Below are 19,234 nucleotides of genomic sequence, written 5' to 3' on the forward strand. Positions count from 1 at the left end.
CCTGTGAGTACTAAAGTCCTGATCGGCGTCATCGTCGGAGTGGTCGCACTGATCGTTCTGATCGGCGTGGCCGGCTACGTGATCAACCGCCGACGGCGGATCTCGATCAGCGAGAAGACGACCGACCAGATGGACGCGGCCGACGGCACCACCCGGCAGGTCGACAGATCCGGCGGCTATCAGGCGGGATCGGGATTCAACTTCAGCCAGGGCGGTAGCGGATCCGCGACGCTGGAGCGACCGGAGCCGAAGCCAGCGACCGAGCCGAAGATTGTGCCGCCGGCTGCGCCGGCACCTGACCCTGTTCCCACGCGGGAGTCGGAGCAGGCAATGCCGACCGACGTCGCGCCCCAGGACGAGAGGACACAAGAGGCCGGGTCGGCAGCGGAGACTCCGGCTGACGAGACGGGGACGGCACCTGAAGCGGGGGTCGTTCCCACAACCGAGCCCGAACCCGAGCCTGCCCCCGAACCCGAAGCCGCTCCCGAGCCTGAGCTCGACGAGATCGAGCCGACCGAGGGTCGCCTGTCCCGCCTGCGGGGCCGGCTGTCGCGGTCGCAGGGCGCGATCGGCGCGAGCGTTCTCGGACTCCTCGGCGCGGGCGACCTCGACGAGGACTCGTGGGAGGAGATCGAGGACACGCTCGTCATGGCAGACCTCGGCACGGCGACCACGGCGACCGTCGTTGAGAAGCTTCGCGAAGAACTGGCTGCGGGCAAGGTGCGGACCGCAGACGATGCGCGTGCTGCCCTCAAGCGGATCCTCGTGGAACAACTGCGTCCGGAACTGAACAGGTCGGTGAAGGCTCTGCCGCATGCGGAGGGCCCCGCCGTGGTCCTGGTGGTCGGGGTGAACGGCACCGGTAAGACGACGACCACCGGCAAGCTCGCGCGCGTCCTCGTCGCGGACGGTCGTCGGGTGTCGTTGGGTGCGGCCGACACGTTCCGTGCGGCGGCCGCCGACCAACTGCAGACCTGGGGCGAGCGGGTCGGCGCGGGCATCGTGCGCGGCAAGGAAAGCGCGGATCCGGCGTCCGTCGCCTTCGATGCGGTCAGCAAGGGAATCGACGACGGTGTGGACGTCGTCCTCATCGACACTGCGGGCCGCCTGCACACCAAGGCGGGCCTGATGGACGAGCTCGGCAAGGTCAAGCGCGTCGTGGAGAAGAAGGTCGCCGTCGACGAGGTTCTGTTGGTCCTCGACGCGACGGTCGGACAGAACGGTCTGATGCAGGCCAAGGTGTTCGCCGAGGTGGTCTCGCTCACCGGCGTCGTCCTCACCAAGCTCGACGGCACGGCCAAGGGCGGCATCGTGTTCCGCATTCAGGAAGAGCTCGGGGTCCCGGTCAAACTGGTCGGTCTCGGCGAAGGCGCCGACGACCTCGCGCCGTTCGAGCCGGAGGCTTTCGTCGAGGCGCTGCTGTAGCTCGACTCGTCTCGTCACCCTCCGCGCCCGCACGTGGTAAGAATTGAAACAGAGTTCAGAGTTTCATTTCTCACCGCAGGAGGCGACCGTGCCGTATCGCCCGACCGAGCAGACTCGGCGCAGCGCGCACGCTAGACGTGCCGCTATGCTGGCGTCCGCTCGCCGTCTGGTCGCCGATGCGGGCTTCTCGGCGGCGACGGTCGCGGCGATCGCGGCGGGAAGCGGCGTCAGCGTCGGATCGGTCTACTCGTACTTCGACAATCGGGACGCCCTCCTGGCCGAGGTGTTCCGCGACAGTGCGGAGCACGAGTACGCGCAGGTGGCGGCGGCAGTCGACGCCACGGCAGGGTCCGCCGACCGACTCGACGCGCTGGTCTCGACGTTCGCCGACCGCGCCCTGCGTGGCAGGCGCCTCGCGTGGTCCCTGCTGTTCGAACCGGTGATCCCGACGGTCGACGCCGAACGCCTCCGTCTGCGCCGCTGGTACCGCGCGCTCGGGGCAGGCGTGATCGCCGACGGGATCGCGGACGGCACCTTCGTCGACCAGGATGCGGGCGTGGCCGCGTCGGCTCTGCTCGGCGCCATTGCCGAGTCGCTCGTCGGAGCGTTGAATCCCGACACGTCGCCGCTCGCGGGCGACGACCCCGACGTCCTGCTCGCCACTACCCGGGCGTTCTGCTTCCGCGCGCTCGGCGCCGTCCCGCCACAGAAGGAGAAGCGATGACCGCCACTCACGAGGTCTTCAATCAGGCGCCGCCGCGCGTCGACGTGAACGAATACACGACCAACCTGCCGATGGTCGAAGCCGTCGACGCGTACGGCGCAGGCTGGGCGAGCGTCGACCTCGCCGAAGCCGGGGCGCTGGTCGGACGAGCCGACTTCCAGCGGGACGCCGACCTCGCGAACACGATCACGCCGGTCCTGCACACCCACGACCGGTGGGGGCGCCGGGTCGACGAGATCGAGTTCCACCCGGCCTATCACCGGATCATCGGCGACGCCATCGCGCACGGCGCGCACACCAGCTGTTGGGACGAACCCCGGAACGGCGCCCACGTCGCGCGGGCCGCGATGTTCACGCAGTTCGGTCAGATCGAGCCCGGCCACGCGTGCCCGGTCAGCATGACGCACGCCGTGGTCCCGTCGCTGCGCGTGGATTCCGCACTCGCCGAGCAGTGGATCCCGAGGACGCTGTCGCGCGACTACGACCCGTCGCTGACCGACCCGGCGAAGAAGTCCGCGATCTTCGGCATGGCGATGACCGAGAAGCAGGGCGGGTCCGACGTGCGGGCCAACACCACCCGCGCGGTGGCGAACGACGACGGGACGTACCGGATCACCGGACACAAGTGGTTCTGCTCGGCACCACAGTCGGACGCCTTCCTCGTCCTCGCGAAGACCGAGCCCGGAGTGACCTGCTTCGTGGTGCCGCGCACGCTGCCCGACGGCACACGGAACGTCTTCGCTATCCAGCGACTCAAGGACAAGCTGGGGAACAAGGCGAACGCCTCGTCGGAGATCGAGTTCGCCGACACGATCGGCTGGCGGCTGGGAGACGAGGGCTCCGGCGTCCGCACCATCATCGAGATGGTCAACCAGACGCGACTGGACTGTGCACTCGGCAGCGCCGCGGGGATGCGCCAGTCGGTCGCCGAAGCGGCCTGGCACGTCCGGCATCGCTCCGCCTTCGGCGCGTCGTTGATCGACCAGCCCGCCATGACCGCGGTGATCGCCGATCTCCAGGTGGAAGCCGAAGCCGCCACCTGGACGGCGATGCGTCTGGCAGCGGCCTACGACGACGACAGCGAGCAGTCGCAGGCGTTCCGGCGGCTGGCCACGGCCGTCGGCAAGTACTGGGTGTGCAAGCGCGGCCCCAACCACGCCTACGAGGCGTTGGAATGCCTGGGCGGCAACGGCTACACCGAAGCGTTCCCGCTCGCACGGCGATTCCGCGAGCAGCCCGTCATGGCGGTCTGGGAGGGGTCCGGCAACGTCATCGCGCTCGACGTCCTACGCGCGATGGTCCGCGACCCGCTGTCGGTGGACGCCCTCGACAGCGAGTTCGAGCTCGCGCTCGGCGAGCACCGCGCCTACGACCTGCACGTGGAACGCACGCGGAAGCTCGTCGCGCAGGTCGCCGCCGACCCGGCGGGCGCCCCAGCCGTCGCGCGTCGTCTCACTGAATCGTTGGCGTTGGCGCTGCAGGCGTCGATCCTGATCAGGCAGGCGCCAGCGTCCGTGTCGGACGCATTCGTGTCGGGCAGGCTCGAGGACGCGGGACAGATGTACGGCGTGCTCGACTCGCGTCTGGACCTGGCCGCGATCGCTGCGCGCGCATGACGGACCTCGCAGAAGGCGCGTAACGCACTGGAAACCTGCAGCGCTCACGGTTGACGCCCGCGAAACACGGGGAGACCGACAGCGCAACCTGAGAGCGACAAAGTCGTCCTCACACGTCGACAAGCGACGAGTGAGGAGGCCTGCGCCAAGTGAATGCAGCTTTGCCGGACGATGTGTTCGGCCCAATCGACACCGGGAACACCGCCTGGGTCATCATGAGCGCGGCACTCGTGCTCCTGATGACACCGGCACTGGCGTTCTTCTACGGCGGACTGACCCGAGCGAAGTCGGTCCTCAACATGATGATGATGTCGTTCGCCGCACTCGGCGCGGTGACGATCGTGTACATCCTGTGGGGCTTCTCGATGTCGTTCGGCAACGGACTCACCGGAACCGGCGACATCGCGGGCATCTTCGCGAACCCGTTCGCGTTGTTCGGCTCGGACCAGCTGACGCAGACCCGCGAGGTCGCCGGCGAGACACAGGTCGTCGTCTGGGGGACCACCGGCATCCCGGCCATCGTGTTCATGGCGTTCCAGCTGACGTTCGCGGTGATCACCGTCGCACTGATCAGCGGTGCGGTCGCCGAACGCGTCAAGTTCGGGACGTGGGTCGTGTTCAGCGTGCTGTTCTCCACCATCGTCTACTTCCCGCTGGCGCACATGGTGTGGGGCGGCGGACTCCTGGCGGGTTCGGAGGACGGGTTCGCGTCCTGGATGTTCGGGTCTACCGACGGGGAGGCGAACGTCGTGCCGATCGACTTCGCGGGCGGCACCGTGGTCCACATCAACGCCGGTATGGCAGGTCTGGTCCTCGCACTCGTCGTGGGACGTCGCCGTGGCTTCGGTCGGACGGCGTACCGCCCGCACAACATTCCGTTCGTCATGCTCGGCGCGGCTCTGCTGTGGTTCGGCTGGATCGGCTTCAACTCGGGTTCGGAACTCGCCGCCGACGCCACCGCGGGACTCGTCTGGATCAACACCGCCGCCGCGACCGCTGCCGCGATGGTCGGCTGGCTGACAGTCGAGTGGTTCCGCGACAAGCACGCGACCAGCGTCGGCGCCGCCTCCGGCGTCGTCGCCGGACTGGTGGCCATCACTCCCGCCTGCGGCGCGCTGACTCCGGTCGGCTCATTGCTCCTCGGTCTGATCGCAGGCGCCCTGGCCGCACTCGCCATCAGCCTCAAATTCAAGTTCGGCTTCGACGACTCGCTCGACGTCGTCGGCGTCCACCTGGTCGCCGGACTCTGGGGCACCGTCGGCGTCGGTCTGCTCGCCAAGGACAGCGGCCTGCTCTACGGTCACGACGCCCGACAGTTGGCGGTTCAGACTGTCATCGCACTCGTCGCGCTCGCGTTCACCGCAGTGCTGACGACGGCCATCGCATTCGTTCTGAAGCCACTGGGATGGCGGGTCGATCGGGAAGCCGAACTGACCGGCATCGACGCAGCTGAGCACGCGGAGAGTGCATATGAGACCGCGTGATTCCGCCGAACATGTTGCAGCCGCATGTGACTCGCGCATTAGGCTCGAAGTAGAGGGAAGGGTCAAACAATGAAGCTGATCACCGCAATCGTCAAACCGTTCACGCTCGAAGACGTCAAGGCCGCACTCGAACAGATCGGGATCGTCGGCATGACCGTCAGCGAGGTGCAGGGGTACGGACGGCAGAAGGGCCACACCGAGGTGTACCGGGGCGCCGAGTACGCCGTCGACTTCGTCCCCAAGGTGCGGATCGAGGTGATCGTCGACGACGACCTCCTCGATCAGGTCACCGAGACCATCGTCGAATCCGCACGTACGGGCAAGATCGGTGACGGAAAGGTCTGGGTGACGTCGGTGGACACGATCATCCGGGTGCGAACCGGTGAACGCGGACCCGACGCGATCTAGCGCCGAGGCGCTCGCGGCCGGACGGACGTCGCTGCTCGCGTCGGGCGATCTGCACGGTCAGGCGTTGCGCGACGCGCTCGCCGACCACGTGGAGGCCTGGCTCGCCGGTCGCGCTGACGAACTCGGCGTCGTCGACGGCGGCGGGTTCGCGTTGGTGGCGGTCGGAAGTCTCGGGCGGCGCGAGATGGTCGGATACTCAGACGTCGACCTGGTCCTGGTCCACGACGACCGCCACCCCGATCGGCTGGCCGACGTGGCCGACGGCTTCTGGTACCCGATCTGGGACGCCGGGATCGGGCTCGACCACAGCGTCCGGTCCGTCCCGCAGGCGATGAAGGTCGCGCGCGAAGACGTGACGGCTGCGCTCGGTCTGCTCGACGCCCGCTTCATCGCCGGCGACGCGGATCTCGCCTCGCTGATGACGTCGTCGGTGCGTGGTCTGTGGCGAGCCGAGGCCCGGATGCGACTGCCCGAAGTGATCGACAGTGCTCGGGCCCGATGGGATCGGACCGGCGAGATCGCGCACCGTGCCGAACCGGATTTGAAGAACGGACGCGGCGGTCTCCGCGACATCCAACTGCTCGACGCGTTGGCCTTCGCTCAACTGACCGACGGACTCGGGCGCTTCGACCCGGGACGCGTGGAGTCGCCGTTGCGAACGGCGTACAGCGATCTGCTCGCCGTCCGGACCGAACTCCACCTCGTGGCCGGCCGAGCCCGCGACCAGGTCCGAGCACAGGACGCGGACGAGATCGCCGCAGCCCTGGACGTCGGCGATCGCTTCGACCTGTCGCGGGTCATCTCCCACGCTGCACGGACGACGTCGTACGCCGTCGACGCCGGTTTCCGGACCGCCCAGAACGCCGTCGGCAGGCGCGGGCTGTCCAAGCTGCGCCGTATGCCGTTGCGTCGGCCGCTCGACGAAGGCGTCGTGGAACACGGCGGTGAGGTGGTGCTCGCGAAGAACGCGATGCCGAGCACGGATCCCGGGCTGGTTCTACGAGTCGCGAGCGCGTCGGCACGCAACCGCCTGCCGATCAACGGCCAGGCGCTCGCTCGCCTCGCCAACTACGCGCCCGCGATCCCCACGCCGTGGTCGGCCGAAGACCTGTCGGATCTGTTGGTGCTGTTGGCTTCCGGTGACGACGTCGTCGGCGCGGTCGAGGCCTTGGACGCGACGGGACTGTGGGAGACGATCCTCCCGGAGTGGCCCGCGGTCCGGGATCTGCCGCCGCGCGACGCCATCCACTCATGGACCGTCGACCGGCATCTTCTCGAGGCGGTCGCGTACGCGGGCGCCCTGACGACGAGTGTCGCGCGGCCCGACCTGCTCCTGTTGGGCGCGTTGCTGCACGACCTCGGGAAGGGGCGGGGCGGCGACCACAGTGTGATCGGCGCCGACCTCGTCGGACCGATCGCCGACCGATTCGGTCTGTGGCCGGACGACCGGCGAATCCTCGTCGAACTGGTCCGGCACCATCTGCTCCTGCCCACGGTGGTCACCCGCCGCGACGTGACCGCGCCGGAGACCATCGCGTGGGTCGCCGACCAGGTGGGCGGCGACCGCGTCCTCGTGGAACTGCTGGGCGCCCTCGCCGAAGCGGACTCTCGGGCCACCGGTCCGGGTGTGTGGAACGACTGGAAGGCGACGCTCATCGGCGGCCTCGTCGACCGCGTCGTCGACCATCTCGGCGGCCACGAGACTCCTCGACCCGAACCGCTCGCCCCGGAGATCTCGGCCCTCGCCGAGGCCGGTGGCGTCCAGGTGCACTCGGCGCGCGCCGGTGGTCCGAACATGACGAGCGTGACGATGATCGCGCCCGACGGTCGGGGCGTGCTGTCGAAGATGTCGGCGGTCCTGGCGTTGGCCGATCTGCAGGCGCACTCGGCGACGGTCCGGACACACGCCGGATCGGCCGTCAACACCTTCGTCGTGATGCCGACGTTCGGGACTCCGCCCGATGCGGTCCTGCTGCGGCAGCGACTGGCAGCGGCCGTCGACGGGGGTCTCGACATTCACGCCGTCCTCGCGAAACGGACCGCCGAGCGCGGGGCCGCGGCTCGAGTCGGAGACGCGGCGGTTCCGGCGTCACGGATCGCGGCGCCGCCGCGCGTGCGGTGGTTGGGCGCCGACCAGCCGGGGCAGGACTTGCTGGAGTTGCGGAGCCGCGACGACGCAGGTCTCCTCGCGCGGGTCGCAGGCGAACTCGAGCAGGCGGGTCTCGACATCGCATGGGCGAGCGTCGCGACGATGGGCGCGACGGCCGTGGACACCTTCTGCCTCACCCTTCCCGAGCGATCGGACGACGCTCGAGAGGCCCTGGCGAAGGCCGTCCTGGCGGTGTGCTGAACCGATGGGCGACGACCTGTCGTCTGATTGAATTAACCCGCCGCTCTGGTGGTTGGATCCTCGTCCGAGTGGGTGATCATTGACCTATGACAGATCCCAATGAGCAGTTCCCCGGCGGCCCGAAGTACCCCGACGGCCAGCCCGGCCAGCAGTACCCGGGCGGCCAGCAAATTCCCGGCGGCCAGCAGTATCAGGGGCCGCCACCGCAGTACCCCGGTGGACAGCCGCAGTTCCCCGGCGGCATGCCTCCGGGACCAGGTGTAGGCGGAACCTTCTACGTCCGTACGTTCGACCAGGAGCAGGGGCCGTTCGACATCCCGACCCTCGCCCAAATGGCGAGCGCCCGCCAGCTCAAGCCCGAAGACGGCGTCCGGTCGTCGACCGGACAGCAGTACCAGCCCGCGTCGTCGCTGCCCGGCGTGTTCTCGGACAAAGAGTGGATGACCGCGCTGCTGCTGTCTCTGTTCCTCGGTGGAATCGGCGTCGACCGGTTCTACCTCGGTTACACGGGCCTCGGCGTCGCGAAGCTGCTGACTCTCGGCGGGTGCGGCATCTGGTCGCTCATCGACCTGGTCCTGATCGCAATGCGCAACGTCCCGGACGTCGACGGCCGAGCACTGCGTTAGGGCTGTCGATTGGGAACCGGAACTGTGCGCGTCGCCGAGTCGACGGTGTTGGCCTCCATCGGGGCGGCAGCGGTCGTCGCGGCGGCGTGCATTCCGGTGTCTGCGGTCGAGGACGGTCCGGTGATCTGTCCGTTCCGGCATCTGACCGGCCTGCCGTGTCCGGGGTGCGGTCTGACGCGTGCGTTCGTCTACACGATGCACGGCGACTTCTCGGCCGCAGTGACCGCCCACGCGTTCGGCCCGTTCGTCGTCGTTCTCGCCGTGGTGTCGGCAGTCGTCATGGGCGTGCGGCGTGCGCGGGGCAGCGGCCCGTTCGCCCTCCGGGAGGCCGTCACCCATCCCGTCGTCCTGCTCGGGGTCGGTGTGTGGATGGCCTACGCGATCGCCCGGATGATCGTCGCCGGGTGAGGCAGCCGCCACCGATCGCCTCGCACGTGGAAAGATGGAGGCATGTTCGAATCCCTCTCTGACCGGTTGACTGGTGCGCTGAAGGACTTGCGCGGCAAAGGTCGACTGACCGACGCCGACATCGACGCCACCGCCCGGGAGATCCGGCTCGCACTGCTCGAAGCCGACGTCTCACTGCCCGTCGTCCGCGCATTCATCGGCCGGATCAAGGAGCGGGCGAAGGGCGCCGAGGTCTCGGCGGCGCTGAACCCGGCACAGCAGATCGTCAAGGTCGTCAACGAGGAACTCGTCGGCATCCTCGGCGGCGAGACCCGTCGTATCCAGTTGGCGAAGACACCGCCGACGGTGATCATGCTCGCCGGACTGCAAGGCGCCGGTAAGACGACGCTCGCGGGCAAGCTGTCGCACTGGCTCGCCGGTCAAGGCCACACACCGCTGCTCGTCGCATGTGACCTGCAGCGTCCGGGCGCCGTCCAGCAGTTGCAGATCGTCGGTGAGCGCGCGGGCGTCCCCGTGTTCGCACCGCACGCAGGAACCTCGGTCGGTGGCGCAGGCGACCTCGGAGTCGACGGCTCACAGGCCGCGGTCGCCGTCGCGCAGGCCGGGCTCGACCAGGCGCGATCGCGCCAGCACGACGTCGTCATCATCGACACGGCGGGCCGACTCGGCATCGACGCCGAACTGATGAGGCAGGCGTCCGACATCCGCGACGCGACGAGCCCGGACGAGGTGCTGTTCGTCCTCGACGCGATGATCGGTCAGGACGCGGTCGCCACGGCGCAGGCGTTCGCCGAGGGCGTCGACTTCACCGGCGTGGTCCTCACCAAGCTCGACGGCGACGCCCGCGGCGGCGCCGCGCTCTCGGTTCGCGAGATCACCGGTCGGCCGATCATGTTCGCGTCGACCGGCGAGAAGCTCGAAGACTTCGACGTCTTCCACCCGGACCGGATGGCGAGCCGCATCCTGGGCATGGGCGACGTCCTGTCCCTGATCGAGCAGGCCGAACAACACTTCGACGAGGCCGACGCGCAGCGGACCGCGGAGAAGATCAGCCAAGGCGAGCTGACTCTCGACGACTTCCTGCAGCAGATGCTGATGATCCGCAAGATGGGTCCGATCGGGAACCTGCTCGGCATGCTGCCGGGCGCAGGCGACATGAAGGATGCCCTGTCGCAGGTCGACGACAAGCAGCTCGACAAGATTCAGGCGATCATTCGCGGCATGACGCCGGCCGAGCGCGAGAACCCGAAGATCATCAACGCGTCGCGTCGTATCCGCATCGCCAAGGGCTCGGGTGTCACCGTCACCGACATCAACCAGCTCGTCGACCGCTTCTTCTCGGCGCGCAAGATGATGTCGCAGATGTCCGGCCGGATGGGCATGGGCGGCAACCAGCGGAAGAACAACCGCAAGGGCAAGAAGGGCAAGAAGGGCAAAGGCAAGGGGCGCGGACCGACGCCGCCGAAGGGGATGCGCGGCGGCGGATTCCCGGGGATGCCGCCGGGGATGGGGCTGCCCGCGGGCATGGACCTGTCGAACATGCCGCCCGGGCTCGACCAGTTGCCTCCCGGCTTGGAAGGCATCGACCTCGACGAGCTGAAGTTCCCGAAGAAATAGGAGTCTGAGCCGTGCCGCAGCGTTTCGCAGGCACCGACCCGTTCACCGGTCGACCGCTGGAGTTCTGGGTGTCCGACGGGGTGATCTCGATGGAGGAGATCGCGGGAGCGGAGACCGCCGTCGACGGCGGCTGGATCGTTCCCGGCCTCGTCGACGCCCACAACCACGTGGGGATCGCCCCGGGGCTCGGGGTGACCATCGACCAGGCGCGCGGACTGGCGTACCAGGACGTGCGCGCGGGGACGTTGCTCATCCGCGAAGTCGGCTCACCGGTCGACACCCACCCGCTCGACGACGATCCTCGCTGTCCGCAGTTTCTGCGGGCGGGGATGCACATCGCGCGCCCCAAGCGGTATCTGCGCGACTACGGCGTCGAGCTCGACGACCCCGACACGCTCGCCCAGGAAGTGGCGACGCAGGCGAGGGCAGGCGACGGGTGGGTCAAACTCGTCGGCGACTGGATCGATCGCAGCGTGGGCGACCTGCGGCCGCTGTGGACGCGCGGGCAACTCGACGCCGCCGTCGCGGCCGCTCACGAAAACGGCGCCCGCATCACCGCGCACGTCTTCGGTTCCGATGCGCTGCCCGACATCATCGGTGCGGGCTTCGACTCCATCGAACACGGCAGCGGACTCGACGAAGACCTCATCGACGAGATGGTGCGCCGCGACATCGCGCTGGTGCCGACGCTCATTCAACTCGACACGTTCCCCGAGATCGCAGACGGCGCCGACAAGTATCCCGACTATCAGGCCAACATGCGCTCGCTGTATGCGCGCGGTCGTGACGTGATCGGCAAGGCGCGTGAGGCCGGCGTGCGGATCTACGCGGGCACCGACGCAGGCGGCACCATCGAGCACGGGCGGATCGTCGACGAGATCGACGCATTGACCGGAATCGGGCTCTCGGCGTCCGAGGCGGTCGCCGCGGCGTCCACCGGGCCCCGCGACTGGCTGGGCGTCGCGGGCATCGTTGAGGGCGCTCGCGCCGACTTCCTGGTCCTCGACGCCGACCCCGGCGAGGACCTGTCCACGCTGCGTCGCCCCGTCCACATCGTGTGCTCGGGCGAGAAACTGGCCTAGGCCTTTCCCGCTGGTCGAGCGCCCTTCGTTGGTCGAGCGGAGTCGAGACCTTCGCTGATCGAGCGGAGTCTGCGAGACAGCTTCGCTGGTCGAGCGGAGTCTGCTGAGACAGCTTCGCTGGTCGAGCGGAGTCGAGACCCTGCTGGTCGAGCGGAGCCGCGACCCCCTCAGGAAAGGATCTGGGCGATGCCGATCACCAGAAGCAGCACGGTGACCAGCCAGCCGGCCCAGCGGGTGACCTGGTCTCGATTGGTTCGTGCGCGGGCGAACAGTCGGCCGATCCACGAATGCGGTCGAGCCCGCACCACGACCAGGGCGAGTCCGGCGAGCAACGGCAGGCTCAGCGCGGCGGTCGCGTACAGAAGCAGGCCCAGGTAGCGGTGCAGCGTGTCGACGTCGCTGGCCGACAGGACGGCGAGCCCGGCATAGAACGGGACGGACGTCGCCGACTGGATGACACCGAGGATGAACCCGACCAACACCGTCAGCGGCGACGGACTTCGCAGTGGGGTGAGGATTCGGTCGACGAGATCGGACGAGTCGCCGCCGCGCCAGGTCAGGACCGCCGTCAGCAGGGCCGTCAAGATCAGCAGAATGCCGAACAGCGGGGACGAGATCACCGCATCGACGATCGATTGCAGTCCGTCGAAGGCGAGGAGGACGATCAGGGCCAAGACGAGGACGCCGAGCCAGTCGCCGAGCAGCAGCAGGGGAGAGATCCGCCGGTACTGGCCGGGGGCGGCCATGATCGCGAGCGCGACGAGGACACCGATCAGGAGGACGTTGACCGAGTCGATGAATGCGAACGACAAAGCGTGCAGCATGGGCTCGTTGGTCTCCGGATCGTCGCGCGGCGCTCTCCGTCGAAGCGCCGATGTTCGGTGCCACGCTACCGGCATCGGTCGGCGAGACGGGATTCGCGCATGTGAACGACATGTCGGAGACTTCGGGAATCGGGATCGGCGGCGGCCCGGTTTGGGTAAGCGCCTCGACTCTGGCAGAATTCAACGCTGGTTCGTCGAACCGGCCACGGCCGGCCGACGGTCACCCCGTAAGAGATCGCAAAACCGGGCTCGTCGACAATCGTCGGGTCGCTGAATTGCGCTGTGACACAAGGAGACGCCGACATGGCTGTCAAGATCAAGCTGACCCGACTGGGCAAGATTCGCAATCCCCAGTACCGCATCGTCGTCGCTGACGCGCGTACCCGCCGCAACGGCCGCGTCATCGAGACCATCGGCAAGTACCACCCGAAGGAAGAGCCGTCGCTGATCGAGGTCGACTCGGAGCGCGCTCAGTACTGGCTGAGTGTCGGCGCACAGCCGACCGAGCCCGTCGCCGCCATCCTCAAGGTGACCGGTGACTGGCAGAAGAGCAAGGGCCTCCCGGGCACCGAGGGCACCCTCAAGACCAAGGCCGAGAAGACCTCGAAGCTCGACCTGTTCAACGCCGCGCTCGCCGCAGCCGAGAACGAGCCTGCCGCCGCGGCCACCACCGCGAAGAAGAAGAACAAGAAGGCCGAGGAGAAGGCCGACGACGCAGCCGCCGAGGCTCCTGCTGCCGAGGAGAAGGCCGCTGACGAGAAGTCCGGCGAGGACAAGGCGCAGGCGTGAGCACTGTCGTCGCTGACGCAGTAGAGCACCTGGTCCGCGGAATCGTCGCGAACCCCGATGACGTTCGCGTAGACCTGATCACCGGTCGCCGCGGCCGGATGGTCGAGGTTCATGTGAGCCCCGAGGATCTCGGCAAGGTGATCGGTCGCAACGGTCGCACCGCGACCGCTCTGCGCACCCTCGTCACCGGTATCGGTGGCCGCGGGATGCGCGTCGACATCGTCGACACAGATCGCTGACGAGTCCGTCTCGATGGATCTCGTCGTCGGTCGCGTCGTCAAGACGCACGGTGTCCGCGGGGAACTCGTCGTCGATGTCCGCACCGACGATCCGCAGACCCGATTCGCTGTCGGCGCACGCCTGATCGGGCGTGCTCCGAAGAGCGCAGGATCGACTGAATACACGGTGACAGCCGCCCGGAATCATTCCGGGCGGCTGTTGCTGTCGTTGAAGGGCGTCGCTGATCGCACGGCGGGCGACGCACTGCGCGGCACGTTGTTCGTCGTCGATGCCGCGGACGTCGATTCGGGAGACGATCCGGACGAGTTCTACGACCACGAACTCGAAGGCGCACGAGTCGTGACCGTCGACGGCGTCGACGTCGGCGTACTGGAGTCGATTCTCCACCTGCCGGGCGGCGACGTCCTCGCCGTCCGCGCCGCCGACAAGCGGGAAGTCCTCGTGCCGTTCGTTCGCGCCATGGTGCCGACGGTGACCCCCGAGCTCATCGAGATCGATCCGCCCGAAGGCCTCCTCGACCTCGACGCGGCAGTCTCGGATCGGGACTGATCGCGTGCGGATCGACGTCGTCACGATCTTTCCCGAGTATCTGGAACCACTGAAGGCCGCGCTGCTGGGCAAGGCAGTGGAGGCAGGTCTCCTCGAGTTCGGTGTCCACGACCTGCGGCAGTGGACGTACGACGTCCACCACAGCGTCGACGACGCCCCGTACGGCGGCGGACCAGGCATGGTGATGAAACCGCAGGTATGGGGCGAAGCGCTCGACGCGGTGTGCCCGGACGACGGGTTGCTCGTCGTTCCGACTCCGGCCGGGCGGCCCTTCACCCAGGAGACCGCAGAGCGGTGGAGCGCCGAGGATCATCTCGTCTTCGCGTGCGGACGCTACGAAGGCATCGACCAGCGAGTGTTCGACGACGCGGCGCGCCGCGTCCGTGTCGAGGAGGTCTCGCTCGGCGACTTCGTCCTCATCGGCGGCGAGGTCGCGGTACTCGCCATGGTGGAGGCCACCACCCGGCTGATTCCCGGCGTGATCGGGAATCCGCAGTCGCACCAAGATGATTCGTTCTCGGACGGCCTTCTCGAAGGCCCGAGCTACACCCGTCCGAAACTGTGGCGCGACCTCGAAGTCCCGCCGATTCTGTTGTCGGGCGACCACGGCAAGGTAGCTCAGTGGCGACGCGAACAGTCGCTCGAGCGCACCAGGGAACGTCGTCCCAACCTCCTTCCCGACGAGTAGCGCGGCCCCAATCCCCGAGATCGTCCCCGAGAGTCCTCCGCGTGTCGTGGAACCGAATTCGGGTCCGGTGCGTCTGACTTGATGTGGGCACCGTGTGGACGGACATCGAGCAGACTCTGGCGCGCATCGACTCCATGGACGCAGGCGCCGCGGCGGGCGACGCCGCAGAGATCCGTCGCATCGTCACCGCGGCGAAAGCCGTCGGCGAGCGGCTCGTCACAGTGTTCGCGTCGCAAGGCGTGCTCTCCGGCGCTGCGGCCGACGCATCGACGACTGCCGGCGTGGCGCTCGGAACACACGTGCAGACGTCGGTCGCGGGATTGGAGTCCGGGGCAGGCGCACTCGACGATGCGGCGGGCGCTCTCGCGGCCAGCATCGCGCAGCGCGAGCGGATCGCAGCGCTCACCGGGGCGACGCGGACGCCCGAGATACGCATCGCAGCGCGGACCGCAGTGCACGCCATGATGGCGGGCAGCTACAACATTCCGATGTCGTCGAGCACCACCGGGATCGCCGACCCGAGCGGGCCGAGTTCGGGCGCTGAACGCACCGGCGGGCCGGGTACGACCTCGGACCCGAATTCGGCGGCTACCGTGCCCACTGTGCCGGGAACGAGCGCCGTCCAGGCGTCGGGTGCGGGCGTGTCGAACGATTCCGGAGCGTCGACGCTCGGAGCAGCAGGATCGGACCCGGCCGCACCGCAGCCGGCCGCGAGCCCGTCATCGGCGCCGTCGACCGCCGGCGATGCCGCGTCGAACGGTGTGGGGCAGGCGACGTCGCCGACCGCCACCGCCGGGACCGGCTCAGGTCCGACGGGTTCGGCGCCTGCGGGATCGGGTCCGACGGGACCGGGTCCGGGCGGATCGGGGCCAGCAGGATCAGGCGTGTCCGGCTCCGTGGTCGGTACGTCGGCGCGCACGGTCTCTACCCCTGTGCGAGACGGAGACGGGCTCTCGCCGACGACGCCGGGCACGATCGTGCCCGGAGGAATGCCGATTCCGGGGCTCGGTGGGACGGCGTCGCCATCGGTCGCGGCCGGATCCCCACAGTCCCAGACGGCGGGGACGGCGAGACCGATCGCCTACGGATCGCCCACGGCGGCGCAGTCGTCGGCGGCGAGTGCGGCGTCTCGCGGGACGGGAGCGAGCCCGGCGATGGGGCCCGGCGCGGTTCGCCGACAAGACGACGAGGAGCACACCGCGGCCGACTACCTCCGGTCGGCGAGGGAGGGGGAACTGCTCCTCGGCACCGCGCCGCTCGTCACGCCTGCCGTCCTGCCACCGCCGGTCGAGTCCGGCGACGAGCGTGACGTCGCGGTGGACGGTGAGGTCGGCGGCGTCCGCGACGACGCAGACCAGGAACTCGACCCGACCCTGTGACCTGACCTGTGGTTGGACCTCACGGGCCGGGCACCGAGGCGATTTCGTCTCCGAGCGGAGATCTGGCAGAATGTTTCAGGTTGCCTGTGCCGACGCGTCTGTCGCGCTCAGCGCACGAAGACCAATGATTCGGGCACGAACCGGTCGAACCCGCTGCAGGCCTCCTGCGAGCAGGGCCGCCAGGTTCCTCTGTCCAGCCGAACGAAACGGATCCAGACATGAACACCCTCGACTTCCTCGACAAGCAGTCGCTGCGCGACGACGTCCCCGACTTCGCCGCTGGCGACACCCTTGACGTGCACGTCAAGGTCATTGAGGGCTCCAAAGAGCGTGTCCAGGTGTTCAAGGGCGTCGTGATCCGTCGCCAGGGCGGCGGCGTGCGCGAGACGTTCACCGTCCGCAAGGTCTCGTTCGGCGTCGGCGTGGAGCGTACCTTCCCGGTGCACAGCCCGAACATCGCCAAGATCGACGTTCTGACCCGCGGTGACGTGCGTCGCGCCAAGCTGTACTACCTGCGCGATCTGCGCGGCAAGGCTGCCAAGATCAAGGAAAAGCGCTGATCTGAGTCGCTTAAGCCAAAGACCCCGACCGCTGCCGCTCGCAGTGATCGGGGTCTTTTCGCTGCCTCACACGTGAAGCCGCTACGCTGACCGAGTGAATGACAGTACCGACGACGAGCCGAAATTCGTGATCAAGGACGGCGACGCCACAGGTGACGACGCGAAGTCTTCGGGCTTCGGAAAGATCGTCAAGGAGATCGCGATCGTCGTCGCGATCGTCCTGGTCTTGATGTTCGTGTTCACCCAGTTCCTCTTCCGTCAGTACGTCGTGCCGTCCGAATCGATGGAGTCGACGCTCCACGGCTGCTACGGGTGCAGCAACGACCACATCGTGATCGACAAGATGGCGTACCGGTTCGGCGAGCCGCAGCCCGGCGACGTCGTCGTGTTCAAGGCTCCGTCGGAGTCGTGGGACGGCACGTGGCAGTCGCCCCGATCGTCCAATCCCGTGATCCACAAGATTCAAGACGTCCTGTCGTGGGTCGCGCTGGCGCCGCCAGACGAGAACAATCTCGTCAAACGAGTGATCGCGACCGGCGGCCAGACCGTCGAATGCCACAACGCCGACGGCAAGGGCGTGACCGTCAACGGGAAGCCGCTCGACGAGCCGTACATCGACAAGGATCTTCAAGTCGACACCAACACGTCGACCGAGGGCATCCTCGGCGGCGGGTCCTGCTACGGCGACGACTTCGGCCCGCTCAAGGTTCCCGACGGCAACGTGTGGGTCATGGGCGATAACCGGTCGAGTTCTGCCGACTCGCGCTTCCACCAGGAGGACCAGTACCACGGCACGGTGCCGGTCGACGATATCCGCGGCAAGGTCCGCTTCATCCTGTTCCCGTTCTCGAGGATCGGCGGCGTGGGCGACCACGACCCGCAGAGCTGATCCACCCCGACAGACCGCCCCGATTCCAGATGACTTCGTCCACGACGACTCGTTCCGACCGCTGGCCGCCGCGTTCACCGGTCCGCAAAGCAGCGTCGTTACGCACTCTCGAATTCACGCTTGCGCGACACCGGCTGGGACCGGTCGCAGGCGTCGACGAGGCAGGACGCGGCGCGTGCGCCGGGCCGCTGGTCGTCGCGGCGTGTGTGCTCGGTCCGACGCAACTCAAATCGCTCGCCGACCTCGACGACTCCAAACGACTGTCCGAGGCGACGCGTGAGCGGCTGTTCGACGCGGTGCACCGGCATGCCGTCAGCCACAGCGTCGTCGTGGTGCCTGCCGCCGAAGTCGACCGGATCGGCGTGCACGTGGCGAACATCGAGGGGATGCGTCGCGCAGTCGCAGGGCTCGACGTGCGACCGGGCTACGTGCTCTCCGACGGGTTCCAGGTTCCGGGACTGCCCGCACCCTCGCTCCCGGTGATCGGCGGAGACGCGACAGCGGCGTGCATCGCGGCCGCGTCCGTCTTGGCGAAGGTGACGCGTGACCGCATCATGGTCGCCATGGACGACGCGGTCCCCGGCTATGATTTCGCAGTTCACAAGGGGTACAGCACGGCTCGCCACATGGCGCGACTCGACGCGCTCGGTCCGTCGGGAGAGCACCGGCTCTCGTACCGAAACGTCCGCGATAGGCTTGCATGATGAGCGCTGAAGATCTCGAGAAGTACGAAGCCGAGATGGAGCTGTCTCTGTACAAGGAGTACAAGGACATCGTCGGTCAGTTCACCTACGTCGTGGAGACGGAGCGCCGTTTCTACCTCGCGAACGGCGTCGATCTCATCCCGCGAAGCAACGACGGTGAAGTGTATTTCGAGATCCACATGACCGACGCGTGGGTGTGGGACATGTACCGCCCGGCTCGTTTCGTCAAACAGGTGCGCGTCGTGACCTTCAAGGACGTCAACGTCGAAGAACTCGAGCGCGCGGAGCTGCGGCTACCCGACGAGCCGTGATCGACGATCTCGCTTGACCCTCTCGTTGGTGTCACCAGGTGACACCAACGAGAGGGTTAAGCGTCCAGGTGAATTTGTGGATGGATTCTGCGTTCTCCACAGATTGGCGGATCTGGCTGAAATCATCTTCCGCACGTCGGGTCTGTCAGTCATTGTCTGCGCATGGGGGACACGACGAAGCGCCCGGACCGGCGCAGACAAATCGGTCGGCTCGGTGAAGATGTCGCCGCCGAGTACATCGCAGGCCTCGGGTGGGAGGTCTTGGACCGCAACTGGCGGACGCGGTACGGCGAACTCGATCTGATCGCCGCCGACGGCGACACGCTCGTCATCGTCGAGGTGAAGACGCGGGCGAGTCGGACCTTCAGCGATCCGGTCGCGGCCGTGACGCCGCAGAAATTGCGGACCATGCGCCTCGTCGCGCGGCAGTGGCTGTCCGAACAGGAGCGGTACTGGCCGGTGATTCGATTCGACGTCGTGTCGATCCGGCTCGACCTCGCCGATCCCGAAGACCTCGAACGCGCGACGCTGGCACACCACGCCGGCGTCGTCGAGTGAGGA

At 67.9% G+C, this 19,234-nt stretch carries 21 protein-coding genes; 20 read left to right on the top strand and 1 reads right to left on the bottom strand.

All coding sequences use genetic code 11. The features are described 5' to 3' along the window. The first annotated feature begins 3 nt into the window (after window positions 1-3). The 10 genes from ftsY (at window position 4) to L5G32_RS04510 (ending at window position 11,740) form a co-directional block, all read left to right on the top strand. Window positions 4-1,425, top strand: a complete 1,422-nt coding sequence (gene ftsY, locus L5G32_RS04465; RefSeq protein WP_237009818.1) for a signal recognition particle-docking protein FtsY — start codon at window positions 4-6, stop codon at window positions 1,423-1,425. A gap of 145 nt (window positions 1,426-1,570) precedes the next feature. Then, entirely contained in the window at window positions 1,571-2,149 is a 579-nt protein-coding gene (locus tag L5G32_RS04470) for a TetR/AcrR family transcriptional regulator (protein WP_237009819.1), read from the top strand. Continuing rightward, window positions 2,146-3,765, top strand: coding sequence for an acyl-CoA dehydrogenase family protein (locus tag L5G32_RS04475; protein ID WP_237009820.1), 1,620 nt, complete (start codon window positions 2,146-2,148; stop codon window positions 3,763-3,765). The genes L5G32_RS04470 and L5G32_RS04475 overlap by 4 nt, the downstream gene beginning before the upstream one ends. A gap of 149 nt (window positions 3,766-3,914) precedes the next feature. Next, window positions 3,915-5,249, top strand: coding sequence for an ammonium transporter (locus L5G32_RS04480; RefSeq protein ID WP_237009821.1), 1,335 nt, complete (start codon window positions 3,915-3,917; stop codon window positions 5,247-5,249). Between the two features lie 69 nt (window positions 5,250-5,318). Next, window positions 5,319-5,657, top strand: a complete 339-nt coding sequence (locus L5G32_RS04485; protein WP_237009822.1) for a P-II family nitrogen regulator — start codon at window positions 5,319-5,321, stop codon at window positions 5,655-5,657. After that, a complete protein-coding gene (locus L5G32_RS04490; RefSeq protein ID WP_237009823.1) occupies window positions 5,632-8,007 on the top strand; it encodes a [protein-PII] uridylyltransferase in 2,376 nt (791 codons plus the stop codon). Before L5G32_RS04485 ends, L5G32_RS04490 begins: the two co-directional genes overlap by 26 nt. 86 nt (window positions 8,008-8,093) lie before the next feature. Continuing rightward, on the top strand, window positions 8,094-8,633 hold the full coding sequence (locus L5G32_RS04495; RefSeq protein ID WP_237009824.1) for an NINE protein: 540 nt from the start codon (window positions 8,094-8,096) through the stop codon (window positions 8,631-8,633). 9 nt (window positions 8,634-8,642) lie between these two features. Continuing rightward, entirely contained in the window at window positions 8,643-9,041 is a 399-nt protein-coding gene (locus L5G32_RS04500; RefSeq protein WP_237009825.1) for a DUF2752 domain-containing protein, read from the top strand. A gap of 42 nt (window positions 9,042-9,083) precedes the next feature. After that, window positions 9,084-10,658: a signal recognition particle protein gene (gene ffh, locus L5G32_RS04505; protein WP_237009826.1), complete on the top strand. Its 1,575-nt coding sequence runs from the start codon at window positions 9,084-9,086 to the stop codon at window positions 10,656-10,658. Between the two features lie 11 nt (window positions 10,659-10,669). Next, window positions 10,670-11,740: an amidohydrolase family protein gene (locus L5G32_RS04510; protein ID WP_237009827.1), complete on the top strand. Its 1,071-nt coding sequence runs from the start codon at window positions 10,670-10,672 to the stop codon at window positions 11,738-11,740. A gap of 167 nt (window positions 11,741-11,907) precedes the next feature. Here the strand turns inward: L5G32_RS04510 and L5G32_RS04515 are convergent, their stop codons facing one another. Then, the gene (locus L5G32_RS04515) at window positions 11,908-12,564 is read right to left on the bottom strand and encodes a hypothetical protein (protein ID WP_237009828.1); all 657 of its coding nucleotides are present in this window, start codon (window positions 12,562-12,564) and stop codon (window positions 11,908-11,910) included. A gap of 303 nt (window positions 12,565-12,867) precedes the next feature. Here L5G32_RS04515 and rpsP point away from each other — a divergent pair, with 303 nt between their 5' ends. The 10 genes from rpsP (at window position 12,868) to L5G32_RS04565 (ending at window position 19,231) form a co-directional block, all read left to right on the top strand. Continuing rightward, a complete protein-coding gene (gene rpsP, locus L5G32_RS04520; protein WP_237009829.1) occupies window positions 12,868-13,353 on the top strand; it encodes a 30S ribosomal protein S16 in 486 nt (161 codons plus the stop codon). Next, window positions 13,350-13,592 (top strand): RNA-binding protein, encoded by a 243-nt coding sequence (locus tag L5G32_RS04525; protein ID WP_237009830.1) that lies wholly within the window; start codon window positions 13,350-13,352, stop codon window positions 13,590-13,592. Before rpsP ends, L5G32_RS04525 begins: the two co-directional genes overlap by 4 nt. Window positions 13,593-13,605: 13 nt before the next feature. After that, window positions 13,606-14,142, top strand: coding sequence for a ribosome maturation factor RimM (gene rimM / locus L5G32_RS04530; RefSeq protein WP_237009831.1), 537 nt, complete (start codon window positions 13,606-13,608; stop codon window positions 14,140-14,142). A gap of 4 nt (window positions 14,143-14,146) precedes the next feature. Then, window positions 14,147-14,830: a tRNA (guanosine(37)-N1)-methyltransferase TrmD gene (trmD, locus tag L5G32_RS04535; RefSeq protein WP_237009832.1), complete on the top strand. Its 684-nt coding sequence runs from the start codon at window positions 14,147-14,149 to the stop codon at window positions 14,828-14,830. A gap of 92 nt (window positions 14,831-14,922) precedes the next feature. Next, entirely contained in the window at window positions 14,923-16,209 is a 1,287-nt protein-coding gene (locus L5G32_RS04540) for a hypothetical protein (protein ID WP_237009833.1), read from the top strand. Between the two features lie 218 nt (window positions 16,210-16,427). After that, window positions 16,428-16,769 carry a 50S ribosomal protein L19 gene (rplS, locus tag L5G32_RS04545; protein WP_236997456.1) on the top strand — a complete coding sequence of 114 codons (342 nt, stop codon included), beginning with the start codon at window positions 16,428-16,430 and terminating at the stop codon, window positions 16,767-16,769. A 94-nt stretch (window positions 16,770-16,863) separates the two neighbouring features. Further along, on the top strand, window positions 16,864-17,658 hold the full coding sequence (lepB, locus tag L5G32_RS04550) for a signal peptidase I (RefSeq protein ID WP_372491634.1): 795 nt from the start codon (window positions 16,864-16,866) through the stop codon (window positions 17,656-17,658). 29 nt (window positions 17,659-17,687) lie between these two features. Then, window positions 17,688-18,362 carry a ribonuclease HII gene (locus tag L5G32_RS04555; protein ID WP_237009834.1) on the top strand — a complete coding sequence of 225 codons (675 nt, stop codon included), beginning with the start codon at window positions 17,688-17,690 and terminating at the stop codon, window positions 18,360-18,362. After that, window positions 18,362-18,673, top strand: a complete 312-nt coding sequence (locus L5G32_RS04560; protein ID WP_237009835.1) for a DUF2469 domain-containing protein — start codon at window positions 18,362-18,364, stop codon at window positions 18,671-18,673. The genes L5G32_RS04555 and L5G32_RS04560 overlap by 1 nt, the downstream gene beginning before the upstream one ends. A 162-nt stretch (window positions 18,674-18,835) precedes the next feature. Further along, window positions 18,836-19,231 (top strand): YraN family protein, encoded by a 396-nt coding sequence (locus L5G32_RS04565; protein ID WP_237009836.1) that lies wholly within the window; start codon window positions 18,836-18,838, stop codon window positions 19,229-19,231. Window positions 19,232-19,234 lie beyond the last annotated feature (3 nt).

Source organism: Gordonia zhenghanii, assembly GCF_021738965.1.
Classification (GTDB): domain Bacteria; phylum Actinomycetota; class Actinomycetes; order Mycobacteriales; family Mycobacteriaceae; genus Gordonia; species Gordonia zhenghanii.